The organism is Nicoliella lavandulae (assembly GCF_037546185.1).
Lineage (GTDB): Bacteria > Bacillota > Bacilli > Lactobacillales > Lactobacillaceae > Nicoliella > Nicoliella lavandulae.
In genome coordinates this window covers 613742-639115 of sequence record NZ_JAWMWH010000001.1, presented here as the reverse complement: position 1 = coordinate 639115, position 25374 = coordinate 613742, and the positions used below count along the sequence as shown (strand labels likewise).

General features: G+C 37.6%; 16 protein-coding genes. 3 read left to right on the top strand and 13 right to left on the bottom strand.

Annotated elements, in window-relative coordinates:
* Positions 1-117: 117 nt before the first annotated feature.
* The 11 genes from guaB to R4146_RS02850 form a co-directional block, all read right to left on the bottom strand.
* Entirely contained in the window at positions 118-1257 is a 1140-nt protein-coding gene (gene guaB, locus R4146_RS02900; protein ID WP_339959949.1) for an IMP dehydrogenase, read from the bottom strand.
* A 188-nt stretch (positions 1258-1445) separates the two neighbouring features.
* Entirely contained in the window at positions 1446-2192 is a 747-nt protein-coding gene (locus R4146_RS02895) for a DUF1129 family protein (protein ID WP_339959948.1), read from the bottom strand.
* Positions 2193-2207: 15 nt separating this feature from the next.
* On the bottom strand, positions 2208-3308 hold the full coding sequence (gene ychF, locus R4146_RS02890) for a redox-regulated ATPase YchF (RefSeq protein WP_339959947.1): 1101 nt from the start codon (positions 3306-3308) through the stop codon (positions 2208-2210).
* Between the two features lie 22 nt (positions 3309-3330).
* A complete protein-coding gene (locus tag R4146_RS02885; protein ID WP_339959946.1) occupies positions 3331-3519 on the bottom strand; it encodes a DUF951 domain-containing protein in 189 nt (62 codons plus the stop codon).
* A gap of 15 nt (positions 3520-3534) precedes the next feature.
* Entirely contained in the window at positions 3535-4416 is an 882-nt protein-coding gene (locus tag R4146_RS02880; protein WP_339959945.1) for a ParB/RepB/Spo0J family partition protein, read from the bottom strand.
* Positions 4406-5185 carry a ParA family protein gene (locus R4146_RS02875; RefSeq protein WP_339959944.1) on the bottom strand — a complete coding sequence of 260 codons (780 nt, stop codon included), beginning with the start codon at positions 5183-5185 and terminating at the stop codon, positions 4406-4408. The genes R4146_RS02880 and R4146_RS02875 overlap by 11 nt, the downstream gene beginning before the upstream one ends.
* Before the next feature lie 14 nt (positions 5186-5199).
* On the bottom strand, positions 5200-5928 hold the full coding sequence (rsmG, locus tag R4146_RS02870; RefSeq protein ID WP_339959943.1) for a 16S rRNA (guanine(527)-N(7))-methyltransferase RsmG: 729 nt from the start codon (positions 5926-5928) through the stop codon (positions 5200-5202).
* Positions 5929-6263: 335 nt separating this feature from the next.
* Positions 6264-13694, bottom strand: coding sequence for a glycoside hydrolase family 70 protein (locus R4146_RS02865; RefSeq protein WP_339959942.1), 7431 nt, complete (start codon positions 13692-13694; stop codon positions 6264-6266).
* Positions 13695-13707: 13 nt separating this feature from the next.
* The gene (locus R4146_RS02860) at positions 13708-16341 is read right to left on the bottom strand and encodes a glycoside hydrolase family 70 protein (RefSeq protein WP_339959941.1); all 2634 of its coding nucleotides are present in this window, start codon (positions 16339-16341) and stop codon (positions 13708-13710) included.
* A 134-nt stretch (positions 16342-16475) separates the two neighbouring features.
* Positions 16476-17729: a NupC/NupG family nucleoside CNT transporter gene (locus tag R4146_RS02855; RefSeq protein ID WP_339959940.1), complete on the bottom strand. Its 1254-nt coding sequence runs from the start codon at positions 17727-17729 to the stop codon at positions 16476-16478.
* Between the two features lie 103 nt (positions 17730-17832).
* Complete coding sequence (locus tag R4146_RS02850; protein WP_339959939.1) at positions 17833-18663, bottom strand: alkaline phosphatase family protein; 831 nt, start codon at positions 18661-18663, stop codon at positions 17833-17835.
* A 244-nt stretch (positions 18664-18907) separates the two neighbouring features.
* Here R4146_RS02850 and R4146_RS02845 point away from each other — a divergent pair, with 244 nt between their 5' ends.
* Together R4146_RS02845 and R4146_RS02840 are read left to right on the top strand one after the other, a co-directional pair.
* Positions 18908-19516 carry an SGNH/GDSL hydrolase family protein gene (locus R4146_RS02845; RefSeq protein ID WP_339959938.1) on the top strand — a complete coding sequence of 203 codons (609 nt, stop codon included), beginning with the start codon at positions 18908-18910 and terminating at the stop codon, positions 19514-19516.
* A 12-nt stretch (positions 19517-19528) separates the two neighbouring features.
* Positions 19529-20422: a LysR family transcriptional regulator gene (locus R4146_RS02840; RefSeq protein ID WP_339959937.1), complete on the top strand. Its 894-nt coding sequence runs from the start codon at positions 19529-19531 to the stop codon at positions 20420-20422.
* A gap of 42 nt (positions 20423-20464) precedes the next feature.
* Here the strand turns inward: R4146_RS02840 and R4146_RS02835 are convergent, their stop codons facing one another.
* Complete coding sequence (locus tag R4146_RS02835) at positions 20465-22408, bottom strand: ABC transporter ATP-binding protein/permease (protein ID WP_339959936.1); 1944 nt, start codon at positions 22406-22408, stop codon at positions 20465-20467.
* A 269-nt stretch (positions 22409-22677) separates the two neighbouring features.
* Here R4146_RS02835 and R4146_RS02830 point away from each other — a divergent pair, with 269 nt between their 5' ends.
* The gene (locus R4146_RS02830; RefSeq protein WP_339959935.1) at positions 22678-23121 is read left to right on the top strand and encodes a GNAT family N-acetyltransferase; all 444 of its coding nucleotides are present in this window, start codon (positions 22678-22680) and stop codon (positions 23119-23121) included.
* 57 nt (positions 23122-23178) lie between these two features.
* Here the strand turns inward: R4146_RS02830 and R4146_RS02825 are convergent, their stop codons facing one another.
* A complete protein-coding gene (locus R4146_RS02825) occupies positions 23179-25302 on the bottom strand; it encodes a hypothetical protein (RefSeq protein WP_339959934.1) in 2124 nt (707 codons plus the stop codon).
* Between the last annotated feature and the right edge of the window lie 72 nt (positions 25303-25374).

Below are 25374 nucleotides of genomic sequence, written 5' to 3'. Positions count from 1 at the left end.
TTTACCCGATTTACAAAAATTTAAACTTATACACTTATTTTAGCATATTCTACCCATCCAAAAAAAGCTAAGGAGTGAGTAAAACCCAAATCCTTAGCCTTTATTAACTAATTTATTTTATTTGTAATTAGGAGCTGCCTTCGTAATTTGAACATCATGTGGATGTGATTCGATCAATCCAGCATTTGAAATTCGAACAAATTGAGCACGGTCAATCATCGTTTGGATATCCTTAGAACCAGTGTAGCCCATTCCAGAATGTAATCCACCAGTCATTTGGAAAATAACATCCTTGGCACTACCTTTGTATTCAACCCGCGCTTCAATTCCTTCTGGAACTAACTTTTGAGCTTCATTAACTTCACCTTGGAAGTAACGATCCTTAGAACCATGTTCCATTGCAGCAATACTACCCATTCCACGGTAAGCCTTGTACTTCTTACCATCTTCTTCGAAGACCTTACCAGGTGCTTCATCAGTTCCGGATAGCATACTACCAAGCATCACTGCGTTACCACCAGCAGCGATTGCCTTAACAGCATCACCACTGTACTTAATTCCACCATCAGCGATGATTGGCTTGCCCCACTTGCGAGCTACTGAAGCAGCATCGTAAATGGCAGTTAGTTGAGGCACCCCAACTCCGGCAATAACACGAGTGGTACAAATTGAACCAGGACCAATTCCAACTTTAACTACGTCAACTCCAGCTCTGAACAATGCATTCGTCCCTTCACCAGTAGCAACGTTTCCGGCAATTAAAGTAGCCTTTGGATAAGTATCCCGAATTTCTTTGATTTTCCGTAATACTCCAGCTGAATGACCATGCGCAGTATCGATTACGATAGCATCAACACCAGCATTTAACAATGCTTCAGCCCGCTTGAAAGTATCGCTAGTCACACCAACGGCAGCGGCAACTAATAGATGATTATTTGCATCTACAGCTGCATTAGGGAACCGTTTAGCATCTTTTTCAACTGCTTTAACCTTTTCTACTTCCTTGGCTTGGGCATCGATTAACATGTTCTTGTGAATAACCCCTAAACCACCAAGATTAGCTAAAGTGATTGCCATTTCATGTTCAGTAACAGTATCCATACTGGCACTTAAAAATGGTAAATTTAACTTCAAATTATCAGCTAATTGGACACTAGTATCAACTTCATTCGGTAAAACGTGACTTTCTGCAGGTATCAACAATACATCATCAAATGTGATTCCTTCTTTTGCAAATTTTGTATCCCAATTAGACATAATTTAAAGCACTCCTTTGTGATATATTCCAACGTTTTAAAATTATATTGTTTCTAACTTTACCAAAAAAAAGCTAAGTTGTAAATAAAACTTTCAAAATCGCTAAAAAACTAATTTTTCTCACATTTTTGCATTAAATTCCGAACAAAAAAACACTAACAATTCTAAATGTTAGTGTTTTGGTAAGATTATTTTTTAGTCACACGGTTTCTAGCCATGAATAATCCAGTAGTAATTGTGTATTTACTTTTAATCCAAAATGATGCTGCAAATGATAGTACTGCAAGGATAATATCAACAACTGCTGGCAAGATTGGATTAATAGCCGTTGGAATTAATGCAGTGGAATAAAAGACAGCAATCCACACGATAAACATCCCAATCATCAATAATGCCCTCGTATACCATTTGTGCGTATGAATCACGTTAACATCAAATAGACGCGTAATAATTGGCATCCCAGCTCCAGTTAGCGCAGACGCAATTAAAACGGCCACTAGTCCGGCTGAATTTTCTTGGCCGGTAGCAGGTTTGGAAATCATGAACGTAATCCCGTATAGCACCATAAATAATGCGAAAAAGACAAAGAAGTTATAAACCGCATTTGGCCAGTAATTAGCTAAAATGGGTTCTTTTTGCCGGGGTGGGTTCTTGATCGATTCAATTCGTTCTTCTACGGTTCCATAGAGATTCCGCGCCGTTGCCCCACTTTTTTGATTATCAACTAACTCCTTAACCATTGAATCAACGGTTTCACGCTTCTTTTCGGCCGTTAGGTTAAGTTGATCTAATTGTTGTTTGAAACGGAACATGTATTCAGCATTGCGCTTGGTTAGTCCCATATCATCGAACGCATTGCGTTCTTCAATTTTAGCAGCTGACCGCTTTTGTTGCGCAGCAGCAGCGGCATTTCGTTTTCGATTTTCGTTGCTCATGAATTGCCTCCGTTATTAAACGTTGAATCTAAAGTTAACAATGTCACCATCTTGCATTACGTATTCTTTTCCTTCAACCCGTAGTTTTCCAGCTTCTTTAACTGCGCTTTCACTACCTAATTGGTCCAAGTCATCGAATGACATTACTTCTGCTCGAATAAATCCACGTTCGAAATCAGAGTGAATAATTCCGGCTGCTTGAGGTGCTTTAGTACCCCGTAAGTAAGTCCACGCCTTCGTTTCTTTACCACCGGCTGTGAAGAACGTTTCCAAGCCTAATAGCTTGTATGAAGCCCGAATTAACTTGTTTAGGCCTGGTTCTTCAACGCCTTCTGCTTCTAAGAAAGTTTGTTTATCATCATCATCTAATTCAGCAATTTCTTCTTCAGTTTCAGCAGCAATGCCAATTGCTTGCGCACCATCCTTAGTTGCGTAGTCTTGAACTAACTTAAAGTACTTGGAATTTTCAGGATCAGCCATGTCATCTTCACTGACGTTAGCAACATATAGCACTGGCTTAGAAGTAAGTAAAAATTCACCCTTAACAATTTTTTGTTCATCTTCGTTAAAGTCAATTGAACGAACGGAACCACCATTTTCAAGCACTGGCTTAATCTTTTCAAGTACTGCCTTTTCAGCTAATGCATCTTCATCCTTACCCTTGGCAGCACGTTCAACTTTACCCAACCGCTTGTTAACGGCATCTAAATCTGCAATCCCTAATTCCAAATTGATGGTTTGAATATCAGCAATTGGATCAACTTTTCCAGTAACGTGGGTAATGTTATCATCATCAAATGCCCGAACAACGTGGACAATCGCATCAACTTGGCGAATATTTTCTAAGAACTTATTTCCAAGTCCTTCCCCTTTACTGGCACCCTTAACGATTCCGGCAATATCAGTAAATTCAAAGGTCGTTGGCACTACCTTCTTGGCTGGAATTAATTCTTGAATCCGATCTAAGCGCTTGTCTGGTACTTCAACCATCCCTACATTCGGATCGATCGTAGCAAATGGGTAGTTAGCCATTTCTGCTCCCGCATTTGTAATGGCATTGAATAACGTCGACTTTCCAACGTTTGGTAATCCGATAATTCCTGCTGTTAATGACATAAAAAAATTCGCTCACTTTCTATTATTCTTGGTTATGTTTTTCTAAGACCTTTTTGAGTTTATGGTCAAATTGACGGCGTGGCAACATTACAATGTGCCCGCAATTAGTGCATTTAATTTTGATATCAGCACCCATCCGAATGATCTCCCAACGGTTAGCACCACATGGATGGGCTTTTTTCATTTCCACAATGTCATGTAATTCGTACATAATGAGTCCTCCATTCTAGTCGATATGGATATCTAGAAGCTTTAAAATCCGGTTCAAGTCCTCGTTGGACATATAATCAATTTCAATTTTACCATTCCCGTGCTTATTCGGGGTGTTATTGATTGAAACCGACGTGCCAAATCGATCCTGTAATTGATCTTCAGTTTCCCGCAAGAATGGTGATTTACGCGTAGCACGCGACGTTTTCTTAGCCCGTTTCGGCTTCGTTGATGTTCCCATTTCTTCAATGGCCTTGTTAATCTGGCGCACCGTTAGGGTTTGGTCATATACTTTCCGTGCTAATTTACGCAGAGCATCCTTATCACTAACTGACAATAATGCCCGTGCCTGCCCCATTGATAATTGCTTTTTTTGTACCATTGTTTTTACTTCGTTGGGCAACCCTAATAAACGTAAGTAATTGGCAACATATGACCGACTCTTACCTAGGCGACTGGCCACTTGGGCTTGCGTTAATTTAAGGTTGGTCATTAATGTATTATAGGCTTCTGCCTCTTCAATAGCGGTTAAGTCCTCCCGTTGCAGGTTTTCTAGCACCGCGATTTCCATCATCTGTTCATCTGAAACATTGCGCACGATTGCTGGAATGGTTGTCTTATGCGCCTTTTCGGAAGCTCTGAATCGACGTTCGCCCGCAAGAATTTCGTATTGCCCATTCATCGCTGCCTTACGGACAATAATGGGTTGAAATACACCTGACTTACCAATGGAATTAGCTAAATCCGCTAGCGCATTGGAATCAAATTGTTTCCGTGGTTGATAGGGATTGGGTACTAATTGGGTTAATTTAATCTCGCTGACCGTTTCTTCAGATTGAATATCACTATCAGAAAATAATGCTTCAATCCCACGGCCTAATCCTTTATTACTTGCCATGAGCAGCCAACACTTCCTTCGTAAGTTTCATATAAACGAGTGCGCCCTTTGACTTAGGGTCATAGTCGCTAATTGGTTTACCGTAACTTGGCGCTTCAGATAGGCGAACATTTCTAGGAATTACGGTATCGTATACCTTATCCTTAAAGTAATCGCGAACCTGTTCATTTACTTGCCGCCCTAAGTTGGTTCTAGAATCATACATCGTAAGTAAGATACCCTCGATTGCAAGATTCGGGTTGAAATGCTTTTTGACTAAGTTAAAGGTATTCAACAATTGACTCAGCCCTTCTAAGGCATAGTATTCACTTTGGACTGGAATCAAAATGGAATCGCTAGCCGTAAATGCATTCACCGTAATCAATCCTAATGAAGGTGGACAATCAATAATAATGTAATCATAATCATCTTCGACTTCCGCAATTGCTGTTCTAAGAATTGTTTCTCGTGCCATCTTGGAAACTAGTTGAATATCAGCCCCCGATAGATCAATGGTCGCTGGTACTGCATCGAGTCCCGCGTGTTCTGTGTGGACGATGGCATCTTTGATTGGTGCATCTTCTGCCAAAATATCATACATCGTTGGTAGATTGTCCTGCTTGATCATCCGTTTTTCAATATTAACTCCACTGGTAGCGTTTCCCTGTGCATCGGCATCAATCAATAACACTCGTTTGCCTAAAGTGGCTAAGTCAGCACCTAAGTTCACAGCTGTGGTCGTTTTACCAACCCCACCCTTTTGATTTGCAAGTGCAATTACATATGCCATTTTAACCCCTCCTTTTATTCACCAATTGGCTTTTTATTTGGTGTTCCTGCTTTACGTGGATATTGTTTTGGCGTTTGCTTCGTTTTTTTCACAACTACGATATTTCGCTCATCACGTGAAACTGGTAATTCAAATTCATGATCAGCAATTAATTTTCCCCCGAGGATCGTAATTGCATGTTCTCCGACGGTTAACTCACTAGCAGCCTTGGCAGCTTTAAGTGCAATTAAATGACCGCCTACTTTCACTAGTGGTAAACATAATTCAGCTAATACGCTCATTCGAGCCACTGCTCTGGCGGTCACGACATCAAAAGATTCGCGTGCCTTTGATTTTTTTCCACCAAATTCTTCTGCTCGGGCATGAACGGTCTGAACATCGGTTAATCCCAGGGCCGTCACTAAGTCATTTAAAAAGTTAATTCGCTTATTTAGTGAATCCACAATGGTAATTTTTAATTGCGGAAATAAAATCTTCATCGGTAATGATGGAAATCCAGCCCCAGCACCTACATCACATAGGGTTAGCGGTTCACTTTGTAATGCCTTGAAATAAAATGCGGGGGTAATTGAATCATAGAAGTGCTTTAAATACACATCATCTCGGTCAACGATGGTCGTGAGATTGACGTGTTCATTAGTGGCTACCAATAGTTGGTAGTATGTATCAAATTGTTTCATTTGGGTGGCAGTAACTGTAATGCCCTGGTCAGCTAAACGCGCTTTAAATTCTTCTGGATTCATGTAATTACTCCGTTATTTATTTTCAATTCTGAATAGATAGTCAACTCTTATTTTATCATAAATCAACCCGTATAGATAAATTCATGTGGTGGTTTAACCAAAAAAAATAAGCTTCCAACAAAAAGGTTAAAAGCTTGTAATGATCAACTATGTATATGCAGTTTAAGCAAGCCACCGCACAAAGCAAATTCATGACACGAGCACCTAATCCATCAAAAGGTGACTCCAATCACGACACGAATAGTATTGTAACACAAAATCTAAATATTTAAATACGTTTTTTAAAAATTAATAAAAAAATCATCCCGCAGGATGATTTTTTCTATTCATTGTATCTATTCATTATTTGAATTATCTTGATCAGTTAAAGAACTAGGAACAACAGAATGATCACCATCTAATTTAAAGTATTCACCAGTATTCCAATCCTTTAAAACATATCCCATCCCTAATCCTAATACATTAGTTCCATTCATGTATTTGGCTTTCCATTGTTTAATTGGAACATTATCAGGGATTTTAGTTCTTGTTGATTTAGCTTTAGCTAAATATGCATCGCCATCACCATTATCAGCATATTTTTGAACATAATAATCATATTGCTTAGCCTTAAATAGATCTGGATACTTTTGTTTAATCGTCTTTAAGAAAGCGCCACCATATTGCTTTTGATACTTACCACCACCAACTGAATTAACAACGTATAGTTGTTTACCAAAGCCTAGTGGAACTGAATTACCAGTCACCCCAGCTCTAGTGGTCGATACGACTTCTTGTCCCTTTAAGTCATAAAGTTGGTTATATACCATATCAGCCATTACTTGAATGCCTTGGTGATGTAACTTAACAATTGCCTTTCTTAAATCAGCATCATTACCGTACTTAGTTGGGGACCCATAACCTAAATCATATCGATCAGAAAATGCATATCCATTACTAACGGTAGAGTCAATAAAACTATGGTCATTACTAGAACGGTATGGCGGTGCCATTTCAAAACTAGTAACGCCCCACTTTTTAAATTGCTTAGCATTTTTAGCAATTACTACGTCTGTGTTCTCAGCATGATTAGTTGGCATTGGCTGGAAATTAGAAAAACCTTCATAAATAAGATTAGAATCCAATGCCGCATTAGAATGAAAGACTTTGCCATCATTATTTAGCTTATCAGATGGCTTTGTCCTTGCATCTTGGCTATCTTTAGCCCCAACCGGAACCCACGCAGCTAGATATCCCGTCACCTGTGGATTTGAAAAACCATGAATTGAGGTATTGCTTTGTCCATTGATATCCTTTTGACTAAACCTTAAGATTCCTTTATCATCAGTTTGCACAACTGGTGCATCTTGATCCAATGAATAAGTTTTTAAACCGTCATTAGTGGTTAACATTAAGGCCCGATATTTCTGATTACGGTGAGCTAATCCCATATTTAATGTAACCACATCATTATTATCTAAATTTAGCTTAGGATTATTGCCAACAATCACGCCAATCCCTTCAGTCCTTGAAGTTCGATTTCCCTTAGCATTAGCATTCATAATTCCCTTACCAAATCTAACGCTTTTCAATAAACCATATTTGTCAACGCTCATTGTTTGACCGCCACCAACATACCGTTTTCTAGCTGTCATTAACGTATCAATTGCATCGTAGTATAAACTAGGCGTTTGCATATACTGACCATCATCTTGATACATATCACCATAATAGATTCGCGGAACCGTCCCCTTATTAGTTAGCATTAATGCATAGGAACTTGGAATATTATAGCTATTGTATTTTTTAATGGTCGAACGTTGATCTTGATAGTATGCCTTTAATCCAGTCAGTAATTGGGCAGGCGTAAAGTTAGTCCAATTAGCACCAGTCGCATCAGTAATTGCAGCACCAACATTTTCCTGAATTCCCTTGTCATGAGCATGAACGATTGAATAGTTAGGCACCCCACCATCAGATTCATTGTTGGCATGATTAGCAATAGTAACCCCACTATCAGCATCCTTAATTAATTCACTTAGCGATTCATTCTTACCAGGTGCATTATTTAACGCTGTCGTAATTGCATTTCTAAAATTGGATTCAATTAACGCATCGCTATTAGTAAACGTAGTTCCAGCATCAATCCCAGCTTCAACTAGTGATAAGTGACTATTAGCCTTTTGATCACTTTTAGCAACACCATATGCATCCCGTAAATAATCATAAATCCGTTGAATCGTCTCATTACTGATAAAGTCCACCGCATCAATTCTAATCCCATCAAAGTTCGCATCTTTGGTCTTACCATTGGTACTGATGTTTCCAAAATTCAACATATAATATAGCCAATTCAAATCTTCTGCTTGAACAGCCGGATTCGAATTATCAATATCATTGGCTAATAAGAAGTCAAAACTATTATCTGCCTTACGATACTTAGAATTAGTGGTTGGCGTTAACGGACTATTACCATATTTTAAGTATCCACCCTGGAACCATGCATCCCCTTGGCCTTGATATTCTGAATTGCGATTCCAAATAAATTGTTGTTGAACAAACGATGGCGTTTTGCCATTACCCTTGAACAATAAATCATTCAACCAACTGGTTCCCCGTTCTTGCTTAATTTTACGTTCAATTTCTACCTGGGCTAACTGAGCAGCTTGGTTTAAGATCGTTTGATCTGTAAACAAACTATATTGAGTTTGTGTTGATAACAATCCATTGGCCTGCATTAGCTTCAAATAGTTAACTTGCACATTTTTATTTGGCCACCAATTCATAATAATGGGGCGGAAGTCATTGCTAGTAGATGCTCGCCAAGTATTGCCACCATCTAAGATGGCCTTAGGTCGATACCACGAGTCAGCAGTTAAGAAGCCATCCACCGTATTTTTATAGTCACTAGGACTAGTGCTATTAACGGCATTATTTGAGGCGAAATCAGTTGTACCTGATTTATCAGTGTTAGTAAATAAATACTGTCCATTCCCCTTTGCATCAAAGAAATAGGTTGCACCATTAGTGTAAACTTGTTTGTTCTTAACTAAGTGACCAGTATTTAAATCAAAGTATTGAAGTTTACCATTAATAAAACTTAATCCTTTAATTATATTCGAATGACTATCAACGTACTGGGTATTCCCATGTTCAGTTATATACTTACCGTTGCTCAAATTATTATTTACGGTCCCTACTAAATCACCATTTTGCGGCTCGAAGTAATAATAAGTACCTCCAATATTGGCTGTGCCACCCTTTAGCTGCTCACCATCAACCGCATCAAAATAGCGTAAATTGCCATCAACAACTTGAATGCCCTTTAAGACATTGCCGTCATTCGTTTCATACAACCATTGGCTTGAGTCATTAGTATTTTTGCCATTTGACTTAGTCTCAATGTATTGACCACCACTAACTGAATTGATTAAATTTCCTTGGCCATCATTACTATTAAAGTAATAATAATTACCATTAACATCTACGACTTGGCTCTTTGCCTCGGTCCCATCATCATAGTTAAAGTAATATAAATTACCATTACTACTGTATAAACCCTTAATTGGTTTATCTTGATAAATATACTTTTGCGTTTTACCACCATCATCAGATGTATAATGGCCACCATCTGGTAATGATTTAATTTCTAAATCATGGGGAACCAACGATAACGTACTCTGCTGGATTGAGCCTGTATTAGCGTTTGCAATCTCAGTGGCTTTTTTGGTTTCTTGATTCTTATTCTTTAGCGAATAAACAATGCCAGATTTACTATCGGTAAAGTACTTTTTACCATTCACTTTAATTGTCTTACCCTTTACTTGAACTCCATTTTGATCAAAGTAAAGTTTATTGCCATTAACAGTTCGTAATCCCGTCACGATATTACCTTTTTGATCAACATAATACCAAAGGCCATTAACGGTTATATAGTCATTAGTAACTAAACTCCCATCAGTGCCACTGTAATAATGCTTTTGACCGTTACTAATGCCAAAATTACCCTTTACTTGAATTCCATTTGAACCAAAGTAGTAATACTTACCATTAATTTTAACCCGACCTGTTACATATTTACCGTTTTTATCAAAGTAGTACCAATTATTGTTAATCGTTGCAAATTGACTAGTATCTTCATTACCTGTATCAGCATCGTAGTAGCGTTTACCGACCCACTCGCCGAATGCTTGATCACCATTTTCAGTATCAAAATACTGATAAATGCCGTTAACTTTAACTCTTCCAGTCGCCATTACTCCTTTATTATTGAAGTAACGATTATTATTAGTCTCTGGATTATCATAATAACCATTTTGATAAGCAGCACCATTAGCCCCATAATAATATTGATCACCATTCTTAGCACGGAAAACGGAGTTCGTTAATGCCTTTCCATTTGGTAAAAAGAAGTAATAAGATTGGTTAATCTTTTGTTTACCAAGGACCATATTGCCATTGTTATCAAAATAATATAAGTTGCCATGATTATCCTTTACAAATGAATTAGTGACTTTATATCCACTAGTCGAGTAATAATTAGTATTTTTGCCAACCTTAACAAACCCGCTAGTTGCACTACCGGACAATAACTGTTTTGGTAAGTAATTAATTCCATTAATACTGAAGTATTGATTATTAACGCCGTTGGTTAAAACATAATCGGACCCACGACCTTGAATGTTGGTCCCATTCATATACTTAGCTGACCACTGAGTTATCTTTTGGCTAGCATCAATTGGTTGCCCCGTTGATAATTGATTAGTTGTAAATAATGATGGATATGCTTGTTGTAGCTGTGCTAAGAACTTACCACCAAACTTAGATTGGTAATCAGTTCCATTGCTGATCGTTTTAGCAACGTATAATTTTTTATAAATGGAGTCACCGTGAATATAGTTACCACTTTGATCCACTCGAGTAGCTGAAACGACCTGTTCACCATTTAGACTATATAGTTGGTCTGGCACAAAGTCAGCAATCGCTTGAATTCCTTGCGTGTGCAAAGATTTAATGGCTGTCGTTAATTGATCAATCGTACCATACTTAGTTGGCGTCCCATAACCCATATCATAACGATAACTAAATGCATACCCATTTTGAACAAGTGAATCTAAAAAGTCATTCCCAGTAACGGAACGATATTGTGGTGGCAACTGAACGGAAGTAATTCCCCACTGCTTAAAAGTTGGTGCCATTTTAGCTACCACTGCATTTAAATACTGATTATTATTTTGGGGCATTGCTTGGAAATTAGAAAAACTTTCAAAGATAACGTTTGAGTCCAAAGCATCATTAGAATGAAGGGTATTCCCATCAGTACTATTAGTAGTGCTTGACTGGGTTCTAACGTCTTGATTGTCACTAGCTCCTACTGGGACCCACATTGATAGATATCCTGATACTTGTGGATTGCTATATCCTTTCACTTGATCGGCATTTAAAGTTAAGTTCCCATTGGCATCTGTATAGATGACATTATTGCTAGCTTCAGCATCACTATTGAACTCTTGAATTCCATTATTAGTTGTTAACATTAATGGTCGGTAAGCTTGATTCTTATGGCTGGCCCCCATTTTAATCGTTACGCTAGTGTTCGATAAATTCGGGTTATTGCTTTCCACAACTGCAATTCCTGAATTCCGGGTAGTAGCATCCCCTACTTCAGTAGCTGTATCAGCACCCTTACCATATCTAACCGAAGTCAAAACACCATTGTTCATTGCCATGGATTGACCACCAGCTACATATTTAACTCGCGCAGTTAACATTGATTGGATTGAATCAAAATACGGCGACTTAGTAGCCATATATTGGCCGTCGTCTGTATACATATCACCATAATAAATTCTAGGGACTGTATCTTTATTCGTTAACATTAATGCATAAGAAGCTGGAATATTGTAGTAAGTATACTGTTTATTCGTTGCATTAGTGTCTTGATCATAGTAGGCTAACGCCCGGTTAATTTCATCGGTCGTAAAGTGAGCCCCATCTGAATTAGGGTTAATTTTATCCTTAATAATTTGGAATAAAATATCTTGCACTCCACTATCATGAGCTCTAACAAAAAAGTAATTTGGAATTGCTTGATTTTGAGTACTGTCATTCGTTCGATCTACTAAACTACCATTAATTAGGGTATCAAGGCCTAACCGTTGGCCTGGCTTACCGTTCAATGCTGACATCATGTTAAAGTGGAGTAAATCATCAATTGTTAATTGATTTTGACCATGCTTTTGTAAGTAGTAAGCATCATTTTTACTCCAATCTTCTAAAATGGATAGATGGCTATTCGCATTAGCATCATTTTGATTGGTCTTATAGGCATCCTTAAAGTAGTCAGCCGTAATCTGAAGTAAATCAGCATCCATATTATCAACTGCATCAATTCGTAATCCATCAAAATTAGCATCTGGATCATTTTTAGCAATGGACCCAATGTTCATCATGTAATAAAGCCAGTTCAAGTCTTCAGCCTGAACGACTGGATTAGAGTTATCAACATCATTAGCTAGTAAGAATTCGGAACCATTCCATAAATCATAATTGTATAATTGCACTCCCGTTTGATTAGCTGGGGCTCGATTAATCAATCGATAATTTGAATTAGCACTTGGGGTATAGGCGCTGTTATTAAATAACAGTGATCCACCTTGCAGGGAGTCAGTTCCTTTATTTTCACTATTAATATTCCATAATGATTGCGAATCCACAAACGTATTGATTAAATTCTTTAACCATGTTGTATCACCATTATTTTGAGTGATTTTTTGTTCAATTGCCTTTTGAACATCCTGGGCAGATGAATCTAATAAAGTTTGCTCATCATTAATTTCATGTAATGAGAAATTAGGTCCAATCCCATGTTGATTCATGTAGTTTAGATAGTTAACCTCAATTTGTTTATTTGGCCACCAAGTCATTAATAGTGGCCGCATATCAGTATTCGTTGAGGCCGTCCAAGTCTTACCATCTTTTAAAATATCCTTTGGTCGATACCAAGAATTAGACGTTAAGAAACCGTCCGTTGTTGTAATACTATTTGAATCAACACTATCAAATGAATTATGTTCAGTATATTCATTATTTAACTGATTCAAACCATACTCAATATCATTTTGGTTACTATCAACTAACGCACCGTTTTTACCAGTAAAGCTAAGCACATATTTACCTAGTTGGACCGTCACATTCGTATGCGGATCACCAAATGAATCAACATAGTAATATTTACCATTAATTTGCTTAATATTATCAACATTATTTTGCTTAATTAACTGTTTAACTAGTTTGGTATTCTTAGCACTAATTCCGACCACGGGCTTGGACTTCACATTGATATTTTCAGAAGCACTACTAGCCATTGCACTAGAACTACTTTCGTTAACACTGCTGCTAGCCGAGTCACTACTAGTTGAATCACTACTAGTTGAATCACTACTAGTTGAATTACTACTGCTATTTGAATCAGCACTCGAACTAGTAACAGCACTGGAATCAGCATGATTAGTATTAGCTGATGATTCACTGCTAGTTGCGCTACTAGCAACCATAGAATCGGCACTAGTTGAAGTAGCTGCACTTGCACTACTGCTTGAATCACTGGCACTGCTATCACTATTTAAACTAGCACTTGTTGATGGTTGATCATCAGCAGCACTTACAAGTAATTGATGATTAATTTGGTATCCAATCCCTAGTGAAATCGTCATTAAGGATGCAATCACCCAATTTTTACCAGATTTATATAATTTATATCGTGATTTAGATTGATTCTCTTTCATTCAATGAAACTCCCTACTTAATTGATGAAGGTAAGTAAATATGTTGATGGTTAACCATATAGTAACGTTTATCAGCAGGATTTTGTAATACATAGTCGGCTCCACGTCCTTGAATATTACTTCCGTTTAAATACTTAGCACTCCACTGTTTCAATGGTTGATTAGCAACTAACCGTTGCCCATTCGAAATTTGTTTCGTTTTAAATAATTGGGGATGTTGTTGCTTTAATTCACCTAAAAATGCCCCACCATATTTAAATTGATAGTTATTTTTACTACTAATTGCATTTGCTACGTATAGGCGTTTGTTAATGTTAGCACCCTTAATTGGCTTACCATTCATATCCACCCTGGTAGCGGAAACAACTTGCTGCCCGGGGAGATTATAAAGTTGGTTGGGCACAAAATCAGCTAATGATTTAATGCCATTATTATGAAAGGTTTTAATCACGTTGGCTAACTCATCTGCCGTCCCATACTTAGTCGGACTGTTAAATCCTAGATCATACCGATCATTAAATGCGTATCCATTTTGGGTCGTCGCATCAACAAATGAATTCCCGCTAACCGAACGATATTGAGGTGGTAGTTGCATATACGTAATGCCCCACTTTTTGAAGTCAGCAACTCGATTCGCTAACACCACATTTTCATATTGACTGTGATTTTTAGGCATTGATTGGAAATTTGAAAAAGCCTCAAAAATCACTTGAGAGTCTAATGCTGCATTGGACCGAAATGTTTGCTTGCGACTGCGCTGGGCATTGCTGCTATTCGTTCGAACATCCTGATTAGCGCTGGCGCCAACCGGGACCCAAACCGAAAGATAGCCTGATAACTGAGGATTACTATAACCCTTTAATTGCTTACCAGTAAGAATTAATTGTCCCTTTTGATTTGTCTTTATCGATTGATTATCAACTAAAGCGGCATCATCATTCGAGTAAGTTGCTAATCCATTACTAGTGGGTGTAATTACAGAACGATAGTCTTGATTCTTATGGGCAGCGCCCATGTTCAATACGATCTTATCATTAGCTTTTAACTTTAGGTTCGGTCGATTGCCAACTATGACCCCAATCCCAGAAGTCCGTGTTTTGGCATTTCCAGTAGCCTTTACTGTATTCGCACCACTCCCAAAGCGAACGGAAGTCAATAATCCTGATTGGACCCGCATTCGTTGACCACCAGCCACATACTTAATTCTGGCCATTAGCATCGCTTCAATCGCATCATAATATGGTGACTTATGGGCCATAAATTGGCCATCATCAGTATACATATCACCATAATAAATCCGTGGGACGGTATCCTTATTAGTTAACATAAACGCATAACTGGCAGGAATATTGTAATAGGTATACTTTTTGTTAGTTGCCTTTTCGTCAGCATCATAAATTTTTAACGCCTTACGAAGATAAGTTGGATTGATCTTACCCCCGTTAAACTTAGCATCATATTTATCTTTAATAATTTGAAATAGGAGCTCTTGCACCCCACTATCATGGGCCCGCATAAATGAATAATTAGGAATTGCCCGATTTTGAGTCGTATCATTACTACGATTATCAACAATCGTATATTCATTTAAATGCTTCATGCTTAATCGCTGTTTCAATGGCAACGCTAATGAATTAATCATTGCAAAATGTTGATCCCCATCCATCGTCAATTGGTTATTGCCATGGTCTTCAATATAGTTAGGATCCTTACCAGCCCAATCTTCCAAAATAGACATGTGATTGTTAGCATTTTGATCACTTTGGTTAACATGGTACTCCTGCTTAAAGTAGTTAGCGGTAATATTCAATAAATCAGCATCGACATTGTCAACTGCATCAAACCGAATGCCATCAAAGTTTGCATTTGAATCATGCTGGGTAATATCACCAAAATGAGTTAAATAATAAACCCAGTTCAAGTCTTCAGACTGAACCACCGGATTCGAATTATCAACATCGTTACCCAATAAAAATTCATTGCCATCGGATTGACCTTCATCATCATAGCCAATTTTACCAGTCTGCATATTTGGATAACGATTGATAATGCGGTACTTAGAATTAGCAGCAGGGGTCAATTTACTATTGCCATACAGAAGTGAACCGCCTTGGAATCCATCATTATAGTTATAATTTTCACTTTTAATGTTCCATTGTGGTTGTGAGTTAACAAACGTTGTAATTAACTTTTTTAACCAACTGGTATCACCATTTTCACTAGTAATTTTTTGCTCAATTGCTACTTGAACTTGACGACTCGCAACGTTTAAATCATTTTGAGAGTCATCATTATTATGTAATGAAAAATTAGGACCAAAACCATTATTATTCATAAAATTCAAATAGTTAATTTGAGTCTGCTTATTTGGCCACCAACTCATTAATAACGGCCGCTTATCGTGGTGCGTAGAATTTACCCACTGTTTTCCATTATTTAAAATTTTCTTAGGCCGATACCATGAATCAGCAGTTAAAAAGCCATCTACTGTGGTAAATGACTTGGCAGTATGGTTATAAGCGCGATTGTATTTTTTTATTTGGGTGAAACTAATTCGAGCGGCTCTTACTGGTGATGAATTAATCATGCCACTAGTTACAAACAAAGTAGCAGCGGTAAGGAACCAGGTAATTTTTTTATTTATCATGAAAGGATCCTATCTTATTAAATCGTGTCATCTTAACTTATTTTTAATAATATCTTATTGTAAATATAATTGCAATTTTTCATAAAATAAAAAGGCCGCCAAATGGCTGCCTTCGTTAGTGATTAAATGTAATTTTACCAAACAAATAATCCAACAATTCCTGCTGACATTAGAGAAACTAGAATTCCTGATAGTAATAGGTACCCAACGTTCTTACTGATTAAGTCGTTGTGGGCCTTACCAACAATTCCCTTAAATGCTCCAATGATCATTCCAACAGTACTTAAGTTCGCAAATGAAGTAATAAATACAACTAATTGAGCTTGGTAGTGAGGAGGGAAAATACTGTGATTATTAATGTTCTTAGTGATTTGTTGCATAATTACGAATTCGTTCGTAACTAATTTTTTACCCATTAATTGAGCAAATTCAAAGGCATGGTGAGTGTCAAGACCCATTAACCATGCGAATGGGAACATTACGATTCCCAAGAGATGTTCAAGTGAAATCCATGGATTAATATATCCTAATAACTTATCAATCAATGCTGCTAAAGCAACGAATGCAATCACGTTAGCAGTGATAATTAAGATCAATTTACCAGCACCTAAGATGGAATCACCTAAGAATGAGAAGAATGGTTCGCGACCATTTTCTGAATCCCCATTATCCTTTTCAGCAGCTTCTTCAGCAACTGAAGAACTGGAACCCATCTTAGCAATCGTATCTTCTTCTGGTGAGACTTCGATTGGGTTTAAAATACTAGTAACAATAACGGCGTTTAAAATATTCAATGGAACCGCAGTCAAAACAAATTGTCCTGGTACTAGTTGGACGTATGCTCCTAAAATAGAAGCCGTCACACAGGACATGGACATCATCGCAATCGTTAAATCACGATTAGCCTTCATTTGCTTTAATTGTAATTGTGAAACGGCAAGCGCTTCGGTGTTACCTAAGAACATCATTTCAACTGAGAAAAATGATTCGAACTTTGGTTGACCAGTAACGAAAGAAAGCCCCCGGCCAATCCACTTGATCAAGAATGGTAATACCCCAATGTAAGTTAAAATATCAAACACTGGAACGATCAAGAGGATTGGAAGTAATGCACTAGTGACAAAGTCAGGTGTCTTCAATGCAAGCCAACTAGGTAACGCAAAACCAATCCCAGCATTTGCAACTTCTACTAATCCACTAAATCCATCGGCAGCCGCTTTAACTGCTTCACGACCCCATGAAAATTCAGTCAATAGGAAGGCAATTACTAGGTTCAAAATTAAAACAGTAACAACTGAACGCCAGTTAATCTTTTTCCGGTTCTTTGAGAATAGAACCGCAATCGCTAGGAACACTAAGATTCCTAAGATATTAATTAAGAGATACATTAATCTAACCCTTTCCGTTAAATAAATAAGAATTGTGATAAAAACAAGTAACATCGCAACAAATCACCAATTTGTCACACATCACTCCCTTCAAATTGAAGTATTATTTGGTTAATTCATTTAATAAGCTATGTTTAAAATCATTCTTATTTATTGGATTAGTGAAATTATCCATAATGGTAGTAGCCACATCCCCTAGCGTTCTACGAATGCCAAGCGAGTGCCCCTGTTCAATTTGTTTAGTGTACAGAATAATTGGTAAGTATTCCCGCGTGGTGGGTTGATCAAAGTCAACATCCTTAGCAAAACTGGAAGTAATCATCAATAAGTCTGTATCTAACATTGTATCCATTAATAATTGAATTTGTTTGTCAATGATCATTAAACGCGATGCATACTCTTTAGCATGGTGCTTACGCGCTGCAATGGCTAGCTCTGGAACTTGATTATAAATGATTCCTTCACCAACCTTCTTTAAGTGGTTGAGAACTTCAATAAACGACAAATCATCATTCGCACATTGGACTTGCTTACAAACATCTTGCGTTTCTAAGTAATTCACGAACCGCGATATTAAAACGTTTGAAAACCCCTGCCGCGCTAAGTTATTAAAGATACTGACCACCCGAAGCGGTTCAGAATAATCAAACATTTCACGTAATGTTGATGAAGCATGGCTAGCATTTACTCTAGCGTGCATCTTGCCGTAAAAACCTTTGGGATGCTCAACCATGGGCACTGTTTGCAACTGATGGTCCCAACGAATATTTCCAAAGCCAAGTGACTCTAATGTTGGTAATTTCAACATTTCTGAAAATTGTTCGTCCAAATGACCGATGGTATCAGCACCAATGGAATGATAACGATTAGCATCACCTGCTTCACCCATTCCGAGCGAGGCAATATCGATAATGATAATTCTGCGAAAGTTCATTTGCCGTTCTCCTTAACCTTTAAAAATTCTTAAAATCTTTAAAATAATTATAGCAGCGTATTAAAAGTTAGTAAATAGCATTAATCACTCCTAAATAAAAAACCAACTAGCTTAATTGCTAGTTGGTCATGACCGAAATAACGTGGCCCCTGCCAAGGAACTATATTATAGCATGTGCAATTATGTTATTTTAAACGAGCTTCATATATAATAGAAACAATCTACTAATTTGGGAGGCATTATTTTGAAAATTTTAGCACTAGGTGATTCAATTACCAATGGTTACGATGGTGATCGTGACTTAACATCAGGTACATATCCACAAGTATTAAGTAAATTACTGCATTGCCCCGTTGATAACTACGGCGTCAACAATGCGATGATTACGCGCCACCAAGATGGTGACTTAACTCCACGGGTCAATTCAGTTGACTTTAAGCAATACGACTTGGTCATTATCTTCTATGGCACCAATGATTATGCTCACTTAACCACATCATTGTCCGAAATTAAACAAGAATTAAGTGCCGATATTGCAATCATTCGCAAGCACAATCCACAAATTAAGTTGTTAGGAATCGTCCCAATGAATCGCTGGGACTTTAATCACAATGCGGACCAAATAAAACGGGCCGGGGGTTACACATTCCGTGATTTGCAATCTGGTATTGCCGATACCTATCGTCAAAATAAGGTTGCATGCCTTGATTGGCGCATTGTTGCTCCTGATTTACTAACTGATGAAAACTATCAAGAGCGGCTTCATGATGCTCATTTGCATCCCAATGCCAAAACATATGCCATGATGGCCGAGATTATTGCCAAATTCATTCAAAGTCATGATTTAATTTAAGGGAGGGTCGTTATGATTTCGTTTGCTTATCGTGCATTCAGTACTGTCGTCCAGGAAAAAAGTTTCTATAAAGCAGCTAAGGCCTTAGATGTGACCCCCTCAGCTGTTAGTCATGCCATTAACCAGTTGGAAAAGTTCTTGGGTTTTTCAGTATTTATTCGTAACCGGGCTGGAGTAAAATTAACCGCTGATGGTAATGCGATTCTCCCCATTATTCAAGATATCATTAATAATCAACACCGGCTTGAACAAGAAGCTGCTAATATTACTGGACTTAATGCAGGTTCAGTTCGCATTGGTGCTTTCAGTAGCGTCTGCATTAACTGGTTACCTCAAATCATTAGCTCATTTCGGGAACAGTATCCAGATATTTTACTTAGCGTGGACCAAAATTCATACGATAATATTGGAACCGATGCTAAAATCGGTACCATTGATATCGGATTTACCTGTGATCCCATCATTGAAAAACTAATCAAGGTGCCATTACTGCGAGATCAAATCTATTGCATAACACCAGAGTCATTTCAGCCACTAAACGGTAAAACCATTACTGTGGATGACGTTGAACACCAAAGCTTTATTTTACAACGAAGCGACTACTATGGAGATACCAAAAAGGTATTGGACCGTTATAACGTTACCAATGCCGCATTACAATTCAGTATTGATGATCAATCAATGCTGGCAATGGTGAAAAGTAAGCTTGGTATGGGAATCTTGCCCAAACTAGCGTTATCCGATATTCCTGATGGGGTTTCGATTTATCCATTCGACCAAAAATACTACCGGACCATTTACTTAGTCATCAACTCAGTTCAAATTAAAACCCCTGCTACGCGGCGAATGTTAGACCACGTAAAAGCATTTATCCAGGCTAAGTATCCTAATGGCATTTTAGACTAAAAAAGACTGCTCGATTTTGAGCAGTCTTTTTTGCGTAATATTCTATTCAGCACTTAAACTTTCGATTGGATCTAATTTAGCAGCCCGACCAGCTGGTAGTAATGCGGCTAAGAGGTTAATAATCACTGCAATCACAATTCCAAAAATGGCATTGCCCGGCGTAATTTGAATAATCGAATAATCAATTGCACCGCTAGCAGCAGAATTAATTCCCCATTGAATTAGATATGCTACGATCGTAGCTGAAATGGAGGAGAATAAACCGAGGAGTAATGCTTCACTGAAGAATAATCCCCGTACGTTCCCCTTGGTAACTCCAAGGGCCCGTAATATTCCAATTTCCTTAGTCCGTTCAGCAACACTAATGTATAGCACTACGATAATCATAATGGCAGAAACTAATAGTGAAATTCCGGCAATGGCAGCCAATACATTCACTGCTAAACTAATGTAGGTATTTAATGTAGAAACGATTGAACCGGCACCAGTAATTTGGAAGTCCTTCTTACCATTTGATGACTTCAAGGCCTTAATCTTGTCTTGAGTTGGGTTAACGTTAGCAACACCACCCTTAATATCAGCAGTCACAAAGTTAGTCTTAAGCGTTTGCTTATTGTCTTTGTAGATTCCCTTTAAGGTATCGTAACTAACTGAAATAATTGGGGAGGCACTGTCGTAAATTCCACTCACCTTAACAGATTTCGTCATTAGACTTTGTTGCCCATTATTGCCAAGAAATGCAAAGGAAAGCTTGATGTTCTTACCAACTAGTGACTTGTAATTACTCTTAATCTTTTGAGCTACACTCTTAGGTAGTAAGACCGTATTCAATGCAGTTGGTTTCGTACCTTGCTTAATGGTGTTACTTAAAATTGTTGAGTTATAAGTTTGTAAGATTTGTCCTTGAGTGGTCTTACCGTTATAAGTTAATTGTGGGGAAACAGCCATGGCACCCTTTTCCACTTGTTTAACGTTTTTAACGTCCTTTAACTTGCTGATATCCTTATCAGTAACGTTGGATTTCAGCATGGCACTAGTATCAGTACCACTACCATTTTTCCCCTTAGTGACTTGAACCGAATTAGGATTAATTTGACTATAAATTTGGTGGTTAATATAGCCCTTAATTCCATTTCCAAGCCCCAGCATAAAAATCACACTGAAGATTCCAATGGCACCCCCGAAAATAATCAAGAGGTTACGCTTCAAGTTATATGACATTTGTTGGAACGCCATCTTAAAGGTATCGATCATCCGAAGCGGATGTAATTTCATCCCATTAGATGGTTCCTTATCGTATGAATCACGAAGTTTTTTATCACTATCGATTTGCCCATTGGCCATATGAACCACACGGGTTCCATATGCAGCCACCTTATCAGAGTGGGTAACCGTTAATACTAATTTACCTTCTGAAGCAATTTCATCTAATAACTTCAAAATTTCATCAGTATTTTGGGCATCCAATGCTCCGGTAGGTTCATCAGCGATGATGATGTCAGGATCAGATGCTAATGCACGTGCAATGGCAACCCGTTGCTTTTGACCACCAGATAGTTGGTTCGGGTGCTTATGGATATGTTCACCTAAGCCAACTCGTTCTAGTAATTGAGTTGCCCGCTTAACTTGTTCGGCATGTGATAAATCACTCATTTCAAGTGCAACTTGCACATTGCCCAAAATAGTCATGTGTCCAATCAAATTAAAGTTTTGGAAAATGAATCCAATTGTCTTTCGACGGTATTCATCTAATTGCTTATCAGTATCATGCTTTAATGATTTACCATTTAAGAACACGTCCCCTTGATAATTACTATCAAGACCACCAATAATGTTCATTAAAGTCGATTTCCCACCACCAGATTCTCCTAGTAGGGAGACAAATTCACCATGGTTGAATTTCAAACTAATGCCCTTTAAAACTTTGAACTCTTCTTTGCCCAAGTAATAGGACTTTTGAATGTCTTTTAATTCTAATAACGCCATTGTCTTGCTCCTCTCGGCTTAAATATATCATTTGTTAACTTTGTTTACAACAGTATAGCATAACCTATAATTCATTGAAAGTAATATTACACATAAAAATGTTTAAGAAAGTTCAAAGTGTAAAAAATTAAATATTTTGTTTGTAAAAGTTAGCATAACAGTGTACCATATAAAAATCGTGCATTTCACGTTTTGCTTTGTAATTTACAAAGCATCAGAATCATCTTAAAATAAATTATAATTAGATAATCTGTAAAGGAGCGAGTAACATGGAAATTAAATGGCACTTAGAATCATTCGAACACTTAATGAACGACGAAATTTGGCAGATCTATGCCCGACGAATTCAAGTGTTCGTGGTTGAACAAGACCGTGCATTCCAAGAAATTGATAAATTGGATAAGCATGCCTTCCATCTTTGGGCAACTGACGAAAACAACAAGGTCGTTGCTTATGCTCGAATTTATCGCGAAAAAGATTACATCTCCTTTGGTCGGGTTTTAACAACTCCTGATACCCGTGGAACTGGAATGGGTAAGGAATTAATGAACCACGTTTTAAAGGCCATTGAAGAAAATTATCCTGGTGAACCAGTTAAGATTCATGCACAAGCTGATAAAAAGCTTTTCTACGAAAAATTCGGCTTCGTTGCTTATGGTGACGAATATACCCATATTCATACTCCGCATATCTTCATGGTAAAAGAAAAATAATGAGGACTAAAAAAACGATTCCGACAGTTAATTGTCGAAATCGTTTTTTTGATTAGTTTAATTCATTGGATTGCTAGATTTAAGAATTTCTGGCTTCCAAAGGGATAGTAAGTAGCCATATCCTTGGGAGTCAAAAGTAATATCTTCAAATTCCCGGCCACTATTAAACGCAAGGTAGTGAACATCACTAGGATCCACCGTTCCTGCACCTAGCTTATCAGCTGGGACTGAAGTAATAATATCATCTGAGACAATGTAAAGCCGGTTATTAACTGGATTATAAGTCAATCCTTGGTTGTGCTTACCACCCCAGTTAATTGTTTGTGGCACTGGTGCAAATGAAACTTGACCTGAATTTTCATCAAAGGTTCCCTTAAAGATTTGATATTTGCTACCAGACTTCCGGCCAAAGTAAGCATTCCCTTGACTATCAAAGGTTAGGGTATGCAAACCGTAGTTCTTATTATCATGCCATAGTTGGAAATTAAATTGTTTAATTGGTTGTAATGAATTAGAATCTAACTCGGTCACAACATTGTAATCATTAGTGCCTAAGTCGCCACCACTATCATCTTGAGCTAAGTAAAGGTTCTTAGTTACATAATTATATGAAAGGGTTTGGCCATGTCCAATATTAATTAATGGACTAATTTGAGCCACGTGGGCAATTGCAGAATACTTACCATAGTCAACTTGATTTTGTTTTAAGTTATCAATTGCCTTTTGGGCAGTCACTACATCTTGTTGAGCACTTTCAATGTCCTCATTATCTTGATCGACTAAATCCTTAGCATCTGAAACATTTTGTTTATCAGTTGCCATCTTCTTGTAGTATTTATTGTTAGTAAACGTCTTGATGTAATTCAATCCAGTAGCCTTAGCTGTCTTATAATCAGTTTTTTGTGATTTTAGATTAGCCAATTTCTTTTGCAATGATGCTAATTTCTTGGTGTATTGTTGCTTAGTCATCTTTTTAGTGGTCTGATCTTGACTATCATCAGACTTTTTAGTTTGGCTATCGGACTTGGTATCCTTACTATCAGCCTTTGAAGATTGATTATCAGACTTAGCGTCCTTGCTAGCAGCTTTTGAAGTTTTGGCATCACTAGTAGCATCAGCACTAGCCGATGCAGCCTTAGAACTGCTATCACTAGCCGATGAAGCTGCATCGCTAGTCGTTGCATCTGATGCTGCTGAACTATCGCTAGTATCGTCAGCTGATTTAATCTTTTTACCAGCGTATATTAACTTCAAATCTTGAATTTGTTGTTTAACTTGTGATTGTTTATCAGTATTTTTTTGAATCTTTTTACTGTAATCATCATTTAACGAATTAAAATAGTCCGTGAAGTTATCAATTGTTAATTTATCAGGTTTGGTAACTTGCTTCTTCATCTTCTTGTCTTGCTTATATTGAGCATTTATTTCTTTTTGCACTTGGCTAACGTAAACATTTAACTTTTGCATCGTATTATCCAAAGTCTTTTGGTAATCATCAACTTCTTCTTGATCACTCTTACTTTGATCTTGAGCAGCCTTAACGGAACTTTGGCTTGCATTTAATTGATTAACCGCATTTTGCATATAAGTATTGTAGTTATTGTATTGAGCAGAGTGGGTATTTCCAGTCTTAGTGTATGGTGAAACGTACTTTAAAGCTTTCCATACCAAGTCACGGCCTTCACCACTATCAGTGATTACCCCTAATTGCTTTAAATCATTAAGGTTATATCTCACAATGGCCCCTTGGTTAGTCCCAGTTCCCATTGATTCAACTAAGTAAATGTTATCACCTACTTGAACGGAACTTTGGTAGTTACCATGTTCAGTATTCTTAACATGAAAGCCTTCTGGTAAGTAGTAGTAAGTACTAAATGTATTACTGCCATCCCGAGAAGTGTAAGTATTAGCAGGATTATCAGCAGTAACACTTAATGAAGTCCGGACATACTTTGCTGGCGGTTGGACTGCTGGCGCTACTGTATTCACATTTTGAATCCTGTCATCGCTAAAGTCACTCATTCCATTAGTGGCATTACTTTCTTGTTGGATATTAGTATTAGTAGTTGGCACGCTGTAGAATTGTTCAGCAGCAGAAACCTTAATGTCAGAGCGATATCCCAACACTAACATTCCCATTGTGACTGCTGAAATTGCACCAATCCGGACCCATTTATTCATTACTAGTAACTCTCCTATTCTGTATATAAATCTTATTATATATTTTACATCATATTTTATTAAATATCCTGA

Bases quoted from the DNA above. Each gene is read 5' to 3' on its own strand.
- R4146_RS02840 (WP_339959937.1), top strand. From the start codon at position 19,529: ATGATTTCGTTTGCTTATCGTGCATTCAGTACTGTCGTCCAGGAAAAA.
- R4146_RS02885 (WP_339959946.1), bottom strand. From the start codon at position 3,519: ATGTACGAATTACATGACATTGTGGAAATGAAAAAAGCCCATCCATGT.
- R4146_RS02850 (WP_339959939.1), bottom strand. From the start codon at position 18,663: ATGAACTTTCGCAGAATTATCATTATCGATATTGCCTCGCTCGGAATG.
- rsmG (WP_339959943.1), bottom strand. From the start codon at position 5,928: ATGAATCCAGAAGAATTTAAAGCGCGTTTAGCTGACCAGGGCATTACA.
- ychF (WP_339959947.1), bottom strand. From the start codon at position 3,308: ATGTCATTAACAGCAGGAATTATCGGATTACCAAACGTTGGAAAGTCG.
- R4146_RS02875 (WP_339959944.1), bottom strand. From the start codon at position 5,185: ATGGCATATGTAATTGCACTTGCAAATCAAAAGGGTGGGGTTGGTAAA.
- guaB (WP_339959949.1), bottom strand. From the start codon at position 1,257: ATGTCTAATTGGGATACAAAATTTGCAAAAGAAGGAATCACATTTGAT.
- R4146_RS02880 (WP_339959945.1), bottom strand. From the start codon at position 4,416: ATGGCAAGTAATAAAGGATTAGGCCGTGGGATTGAAGCATTATTTTCT.
- R4146_RS02830 (WP_339959935.1), top strand. From the start codon at position 22,678: ATGGAAATTAAATGGCACTTAGAATCATTCGAACACTTAATGAACGAC.
- R4146_RS02835 (WP_339959936.1), bottom strand. From the start codon at position 22,408: ATGGCGTTATTAGAATTAAAAGACATTCAAAAGTCCTATTACTTGGGC.
- R4146_RS02825 (WP_339959934.1), bottom strand. From the start codon at position 25,302: ATGAATAAATGGGTCCGGATTGGTGCAATTTCAGCAGTCACAATGGGA.
- R4146_RS02855 (WP_339959940.1), bottom strand. From the start codon at position 17,729: ATGTATCTCTTAATTAATATCTTAGGAATCTTAGTGTTCCTAGCGATT.
- R4146_RS02865 (WP_339959942.1), bottom strand. From the start codon at position 13,694: ATGAAAGAGAATCAATCTAAATCACGATATAAATTATATAAATCTGGT.
- R4146_RS02860 (WP_339959941.1), bottom strand. From the start codon at position 16,341: ATGATAAATAAAAAAATTACCTGGTTCCTTACCGCTGCTACTTTGTTT.
- R4146_RS02895 (WP_339959948.1), bottom strand. From the start codon at position 2,192: ATGAGCAACGAAAATCGAAAACGAAATGCCGCTGCTGCTGCGCAACAA.